The 1,195-nt window shown below is 39.6% G+C and carries 2 protein-coding genes; both read left to right on the forward strand.

What is annotated here, in order from left to right:
- Positions 1-254: alpha/beta fold hydrolase (locus tag AC1DPQ_RS28250; protein WP_477611643.1), on the forward strand; the 254-nt coding region annotated here is incomplete at its 5' end.
- 93 nt (positions 255-347) lie between these two features.
- Positions 348-1,195: (E)-4-hydroxy-3-methylbut-2-enyl-diphosphate synthase (ispG, locus tag AC1DPQ_RS28255; protein ID WP_477611644.1), on the forward strand; the 848-nt coding region annotated here is incomplete at its 3' end.

Consider the following 1,195-nt stretch of genomic DNA (forward strand, 5'->3'; position numbering starts at 1 on the left):
CTAAGTATCAGGTTAGGTTATTTACCATGTTGCTTACCGAACCGCATATTACTGCTTTTGACCTGAAGAAGATTAAAGCACCAGTTTTGGTAATGGCAGGTGAGAAGGATATGATTTTAGAGAAGCACACTAAATTTATTGCGGCTAACATCTCTAAATCGCAACTATTTATTTTTAAGGGCGCTTCACATTATGTGCCTGTAGAAATGGTTTCAGAATTTAATACTAAGGTGCTTGCCTTTTTAGATAAATGAAAAATGTAATTAAGGTTGTTGGTCTTTCCTGACTTTATCTTTTACAACATTCCAACATTAAAACATTCCAACAATCCTTATCTTTGCAAACAGATGGAAAATTTATTGGCAAAACATGATCTGGCAGGCGGATATTGCAACAGTTTAACAACTTATTCGAGGTATTTAACCCGAGAAGTTAACATAGGTGATATTGCTTTAGGCGGGCACAATCCAATCCGGATTCAATCGATGACTACTACCGATACCATGGATACTTTAGGTACTGTAGAACAGACGATCCGCATGGTAGAATCTGGCTGTGAGTATGTTCGTATTACCGCACCGAGCATTAAAGAAGCCGAAAATCTGGCCAATATTAAAAAAGAACTGCGTTTCCGAGGTTATAATGTGCCATTAATTGCTGATATCCATTTTACGCCGAATGCTGCCGAAATGGCTGCGCGCATTGTAGAAAAAGTAAGGGTTAACCCAGGCAATTATGCAGATAAAAAGAAGTTCGAGAATCTAGAATATACACAGGATGCTTACAATGCAGAGTTAAGCCGGATTTACAAAAAATTTATCCCTTTAGTTAAAATCTGTAAAGAGTATGGTACCGCCATGCGCATTGGCACTAATCACGGATCGCTTTCTGACAGGATTATGAGTCATTATGGCGATACCCCTCGTGGAATGGTAGAATCGGCAATGGAGTTTATCCGCATGTGTGAAGACCAGAATTACTATAATCTGGTGATCTCGATGAAAGCCAGTAATACCCAGGTAATGGTTCAGGCTTATCGTTTGTTGGTAGAAACCATGGCTAAAGAAGGGATGAACTATCCTTTGCATTTAGGCGTTACCGAAGCAGGTGATGGAGAAGATGGCCGCATTAAATCAGCCGTTGGCATTGGAACCTTATTAGAAGATGGTTTGGGTGATACCATTCGTGTTTCGTT

The organism is Pedobacter sp. 01T416_2, from assembly GCF_056398925.1.